The organism is Oligella urethralis DSM 7531 (genome assembly GCF_000372065.1).
GTDB classification, from domain to species: domain Bacteria; phylum Pseudomonadota; class Gammaproteobacteria; order Burkholderiales; family Burkholderiaceae_B; genus Oligella; species Oligella urethralis.
In genome coordinates, this window is sequence record NZ_AQVB01000036.1 from 1 (window position 1) to 6,224 (window position 6,224).

Here is a 6,224-nt window from a genome sequence, read left to right on the forward strand (position 1 = left end):
GATATAAGGCGAAAAAGTTGCTAAAATCAATCAGCTATTAAATAAAACCATCTACAAAAAACAGCTAAGACAAGTATAAATTGCGAGTACGCAGTGTTTTGGCTAGTAGATGGTATTCCACACACACTCTCAAACTAGCTCGTGTCAACAGACAATCTTAACGGTAGGGTTAGTTTGAAATAAGAATCTTAGATGCAAGGTGTGAATTGCAAGGCGGTAGCCACCTCTAAGATTTGCGGTCGGGCTTGACCGTCTAGTTGTAGGAATCCCATCCCTTTAGGGAAGGGAGGAAGTCAAAGGAGAATAACACGATGTCTAAAGAATCTTTAATCCAAATGAAAGGTACCGTTACTGAGGTACTACCTGATTCCCGTTTTCGTGTCACCTTGGATAACGGCCACCCATTAATCGCCTACAGTGCTGGCAAAATGCGCCGACACAATATCCGCATCTTGGCAGGTGATGAGGTATCAATTGAGTTATCACCTTATGATTTAGATAAAGGTCGCATTGTTTACCGTCATTTAGCTAAGCGTCACTAAATTTACCTCGTCCAAGGAGCGCATTACGCCTTATCGTGATGCGCTTTTTTCTTGTTAAACTAAAAAAGCACTTAGTAATTTTATTAGCCTCACAGCAAGCTTAATGTATTAAAATACATGTCAAATCAACAAACAGAATTGTAATTTAGGACGTAGCACATGTCAGAAGCTTCTAATCACAAGCCATACCAGATGGGCACAGAGCAGGATGAGATTGATCTCTTGGACTTGTTAAGTACCTTATGGGCCCACAAATTTTTAATTATATTGTTTACTGTATTGGGCTTTGCTGCTGCCTATGGTCTATCATTATTACAGACTGAGCAATGGCGTTCAAGCGCTGCTGTGGTTGCACCACGTCTTGTTGATACCGAGGGTTTGGTAACCGAGGCGCGTACCATTCAACACATTAATAATCCGAAGAGCATTAATAACCCCAAAGAGGATATTGATATCAATAAGTTTTTAATCAATATCTTTAATAACTTCTTATACACTGCTGCTGACCATGATGAAAAGCAGAGCTATTTATCAAAGACGGCCCTCTTTCAACGACTACAAAAAGATGCTGACGCAAACGTAGTGCTAGATCGTTTAAGTCAAAATCTCTCGGTGCAACTACCGGATGAAAAAAATAAGTCCTTAGCGACTAGCTACACTCTATCTTTTATCAGTGATACCCCGGAAAGTGCTCAAGAGGTACTGAGCGGTTATATAGACAATATCAACCAGGTTGCCACGAAAACCATACGCAATGACTTTTATAACGACTTAAACTCAAAAATTGCTGCAGCCAAACAAGGCAAAGAGATTTTAGAGCGAGCGGCCAACACCACGCGCCAAATCAATATTGAACACTATACAAATGCGCTTTCAATTGCTCAAAAGGCCGGTATTAAGAGCGTTTCTGGCGGCTTAGCTGGACTTAATGGTATTGCCAACAGCGAGGTGATGTTACAGATTGATTTAAACAACCCTGAGCTGCTCTATTTGCAAGGTGAAGAAATTTTAAGTGCATTGCTAGAGGTTGCAAAAAATAGTCCGGTCATCTATCCGGATGAGTACTTTCAGCTTCAATACCAAATTGAAGCCCTCGAAGCACTTCAAAATAAGGAGCCGGAGTTTCAAGCCTTCAGCTACTTAATGCGCCCTACCCTCCCACCAAAGCGCAGTTCACCTAAACGCGCCCAAATGGCTGTGATCGGTGCTTTAGTTGGCGGTGTTTTATCATGCTTAGTCGTTTTAATCATGGCCGCTTTCAGAAATAGAAACAAGGCACTGGCTCAAAACTAACTACTTTTTAAACAGCGAAACCAAGTGTTTCGCTGTTTTACCTTAAGCAAGGATTAGAGCCTCACTATCCTAAGCACAATTTTTTGCTACAGTTAACTCATGCTGTAAACGCTATTCCGCTTATCTTTTTTATACTCTATGCGTGTCTCATTATTTGCTTTTATCTGCGCCTTATTAGTTAGTTTATGCTTACCGCTGACCGCCTTAGCGCAAAGCGTCGCTGATGCCGACGCCATCACCGTTGAACAATTACAGGCGCAATTAGATGAGATACCTGCAAGCAGCAAAGACAATGCCGACTTACAACAGCTCACCACAAAGCTCAGTAAAATTCAGCAAAATGCTCAGAGCCTCCTAAACCAAGTGACACAGCAAGTGGTCGATTTAAATGACAAATTAAATCGCATCAATACACCCGCAGGCGCAGCTAAAACAGAGGCGCCAGATTCGACCGAAGCCACAAGCACCGAAGCCACCAAATCAAATGCTGGTCCCGAAGCTGCATTTATTGATGAGCAACGCAGTGCACTGCAATCTGAACATGACAAATTAGACGCACAACGCAAGCATTTAATTTTAATTATCAGTGCGGCGGAAGAAAAAAGAAAGCTACTTATCAATGAACGACGTCAGCGCTTCAAAGCCGAACTTTCTTTAAAAGTGCGTAGCATGTTAAACCCGAGCTTTTGGCGTAACTGGTCGCTCGCAATGTCTACAGATGCCGCACGTATTCAAGCGTTTAAAAATGACTTAAGCGCTCTTGCCACAGAAGCCATTAACAAAGAAAATCGTTGGCCACTAGTGACAGTCATTTTACTCAGTATCTTTGCCTTTGTTTTTATTAATCGATATGTCAATCAATCGCTGAATTACGCGCTTATCACTATTATTCCCAACGGCAGAGCTCGCCGCTCCTTTTATGCGCTCGCTAAACTCCTGCTAAGAGTCTTATTGATGGGACTTGTGTGCTTATTAGTTTACTTGGGATTGAATTGGAATGATATTTTAAATCCTGAACTTAAACGCTATTTACAGCAAATATTTTATGCCATGCTACTCGCCTCCTTTATTTACGGTATGGGCGAAGCGATGCTTTGTCTTAAGCATGATACCTGGCGCTTGACCAATTTAAGCGGTGATGAGGCACGTGCCTTAAGCCCCTATCCGACATTATTAGCCTTATTAACACTGAGCTACCAAATCGTAACCATAAGCGGCAACTACATCGGCACGAGTTTTACCACTGAGCTAAGCGTTAATACACTGGCTACCTTTTTGACGTGTTTATTGAGCTTCAGCTTTTTTACTCGCTTATCGCGGGGTGGAAAACCTTTAAACAAAAAGATCGTGGGTTCAAAAACTGCTGCAGAGGGTGAGCCTACTGAAGACACGACTCCAGCAGAGGAAGAAACAAATCCTAAGTATCCGTTTTGGTTTGTGTCACTGACATCGATTGCCTGGCTACTTTCCTTGGTGGCGATAATTATCACCTTAACAGGCTATGTCAGTATGGCCTCATTTATTGTGAATCAATTGGTGTGGACCGTCTTGGTCAGTTCTGCCTTTTATATTGCGTGGAAATTAGCGGATGACCTGTATCATGCCCTGCTTGGTAATAAAGCGCTACTTGGCAACTACTTAATTAGGGCGTATGCAATCAGCGATGACCTCATTAATCAATTTATCGTGGTGCTATCTGCCATCACCAAGGTCTTATTGATTTATGCATTAATCCGAATCATATTATTGCCCTTCGGCACAAATATTACTGAATTTTCGAATTTCTCGGCGATGCTCAATCGCTTAGTGGCTGAACATAACTTTGCCTTGAGTACCAGCGGTATTATCAGTGCCATTTTTATCTTTATTATTGGCTTTTGGTTAATAAAGATTTTCAAAACGTGGCTAGATAAAAAATATTTCCCCAATACTAAACTTGAAAAAGGGGTGCAATCCAGCATTTCAACCATGTCGGGCTACCTCGGTGGTGTCCTGGTCATTGCCTTAATCCTAGGTGCACTGGGACTAAGCTTTGATAAAATTACGTGGGTTGCCAGTGCCCTCTCCGTCGGCATCGGTTTCGGTTTGCAATCTATCGTGCAAAACTTTATTTCCGGTCTTATTTTACTAACAGAAAGACCAGTGAAAGTCGGCGACTGGGTGGTTGTAGGCAATAATGATGGTGATATTAAACGTATTAATATTCGTGCCACTGAAATTCAATTATTTGACCGCTCGACGCTGATCGTGCCAAACTCTGAATTTATTACCAAGGCTGTACGCAATATGACGCTAGACAATAGCGGAGGTCGCATACAAATCAAACTCCCTTTACCTATCAATACAAACCCACGGATTGTAGCTGATATGGTACTAGCTGTGATGGCAGAGCATGAATCAGTGCTTGAAGATAGTGAACCCTATGTGCGCCTTGATGCAATTGATACTAGTGGACTTATACTAACTGCCACCTGCTATGTGCCCAGTGCGCGCATGGTAGGTAAAATCCGCAGTGAACTTCTATTTGAAATATTAGACCGTCTACATCAAGCAGAGATTAACCTCATCAGCCCAGTGCCTGTTGATCAAATCGGTGGCGGCGGGAGTTTTTAAGGTATTGATTAGGAGGTGGATAAGTATTGGCATCACGTGTATTGACCCAGTAAAAACCTACTCAGGTCTTATTTGATATGATGGAAAAAATTTGTCCATGAATACAGAGATGAAATCAGAGAAGCGTTAGCGGCATAAGCTGAGCAAAAAGTGCTGGTCATTATAGTTCGCTAATTTTGGCTCTTTCAAAGCGACTTCTATTGATGCTAATTTCATCTAAATAATATCAAACTAAAACTCATCGACAGTCAGTTAAGCTATTTACTCATCAATGGTCAGGTATAAGGGTTTAGTGCGCTGCAAACTCATAAACATCGAAACTAGAATATATACTAAAAAACCTATTAGCATACCTATGAGTAAATCAAGCACGATTGATATTAGCAAGGAATGACCAACCACACTTGCAACCAGCTCATGAAGCCACGGCCAATTATGCGTAAAAATACCACCACCCACTAAAAACATGGCAATCGTACCAATAATCGCTAGACCCCGCATCAACATGGGCATAAAAGCAATTATTCCCCGGCCAATTTTTTGTAGCATACTTGAACTCTTCTGCATAAGCCATAGACCAATATCATCGAGCTTTACTATCAAAGCGACAATACCGTATACAAATACAGTGATACCCACGCCAATAGCAATCATAACTAGCGTTTTGGGCAAAATCCCCATACTTGCTACAACACCCATTGCGATGATAATAATTTCTGCAGATAATATGAAATCGGTACGAATAGCCCCACGCACCTTCCTACGCTCTTCGCTTTTCAAATCCTCCTGACTTAACACTGTTGTTGCATTTGATGACTCAACGTCAATCAAAGAGGAGCTCGTCTGTTTAACTTTCAAACTGTGCAGAAGCTTCTCCATCCCTTCAAAGGCTAAATAAGCACCGCCAATCAATAAAAGCACCGTGATCATCACAGGAGAAAAATACGAGATGAGTAAGGCAGTAGGTATAATGATCGCCTTATTAATAAAAGAACCAATCGTCACCTGCCAAACCACAGGTAATTCTCGTTGTGCAGCGATACCGGTCAATTGATTTGCGTTAACTGCCAAATCATCACCAACAATACCTGCCGTTTTTTTAGCAGCAACCTTAGTCATAACTGCCACATCATCAAGAACAGCTGTCACATCATCAAGCAAAGTCAATAAACTGGCAAAGGCCATATGGTCACCGTTATCGGAAGTTAAGGTAGTAAAAACAGCTGAGTTAATTTTTAAGCTAGCATAATAGCAAAACAATTTACTTATTGGCTGTGTGGTAAGTTCCTTTTGAGAACTGCATACGAAAAGTATATCAACTGATTAATAAATCTATTAACCGTATTTATTTTCGAGATGATTTTATAAGCTTGCTCACAACATTGTTAATGCAGTAAACAATCGGTGTAAGCGTCTGTGTTATAGATATGCTCACCGGGGTCAGCACTTGTTACTCACCTTATGCCCAAGGACTGGTATGGGCGCTGCTGTTTATAAAACCCAATCCAGTCTGCTAATACTCGGGGATGCTTTCAAAGCGCTAACCCAATCACGTCCCGGATTGGCTGCATGTTTGCCTAGTTGCTGACCAATACGCTCTTCTGAAGCAATGGTTAAACCTTCCCAATCATAGAGNGTTTGTTCTATGACTGTGTGACGGTGNTCATCCACCACCCGCTTGGCAATCCGGCGACCAAAGACATCATAGAGATAATCGGTACACAGCTTAGGCTCAGTGGCACTGCTAAAGGACGTGCTACGTGTTAATTGATTATG

The 6,224-nt window shown here is 41.7% G+C and carries 4 protein-coding genes; 3 read left to right on the top strand and 1 reads right to left on the bottom strand.

The window, feature by feature from the left end; all coding sequences use genetic code 11:
• Window positions 1–311: 311 nt before the first annotated feature.
• From infA to A3GA_RS0110910, 3 genes are all read left to right on the top strand, one after another.
• Window positions 312–542 carry a translation initiation factor IF-1 gene (gene infA, locus A3GA_RS0110900; RefSeq protein WP_018027439.1) on the top strand — a complete coding sequence of 77 codons (231 nt, stop codon included), beginning with the start codon at window positions 312–314 and terminating at the stop codon, window positions 540–542.
• A 159-nt stretch (window positions 543–701) separates the two neighbouring features.
• Window positions 702–1,835 carry an LPS O-antigen chain length determinant protein WzzB gene (locus A3GA_RS0110905; protein WP_018027440.1) on the top strand — a complete coding sequence of 378 codons (1,134 nt, stop codon included), beginning with the start codon at window positions 702–704 and terminating at the stop codon, window positions 1,833–1,835.
• A gap of 138 nt (window positions 1,836–1,973) precedes the next feature.
• Window positions 1,974–4,448 (top strand): DUF3772 domain-containing protein, encoded by a 2,475-nt coding sequence (locus A3GA_RS0110910; RefSeq protein ID WP_018027441.1) that lies wholly within the window; start codon window positions 1,974–1,976, stop codon window positions 4,446–4,448.
• Between the two features lie 261 nt (window positions 4,449–4,709).
• Here the strand turns inward: A3GA_RS0110910 and A3GA_RS11745 are convergent, their stop codons facing one another.
• Window positions 4,710–5,633, bottom strand: a complete 924-nt coding sequence (locus tag A3GA_RS11745) for a DUF808 domain-containing protein (protein WP_040614307.1) — start codon at window positions 5,631–5,633, stop codon at window positions 4,710–4,712.
• Window positions 5,634–6,224: the final 591 nt, after the last annotated feature.

Excerpts from the sequence above, each read along its gene's own strand:
- infA (WP_018027439.1), top strand. The coding sequence starts at position 312 with ATGTCTAAAGAATCTTTAATCCAAATGAAAGGTACCGTTACTGAGGTA.
- A3GA_RS0110905 (WP_018027440.1), top strand. The coding sequence starts at position 702 with ATGTCAGAAGCTTCTAATCACAAGCCATACCAGATGGGCACAGAGCAG.
- A3GA_RS0110910 (WP_018027441.1), top strand. The coding sequence starts at position 1,974 with ATGCGTGTCTCATTATTTGCTTTTATCTGCGCCTTATTAGTTAGTTTA.
- A3GA_RS11745 (WP_040614307.1), bottom strand. The coding sequence starts at position 5,633 with ATGGCCTTTGCCAGTTTATTGACTTTGCTTGATGATGTGACAGCTGTT.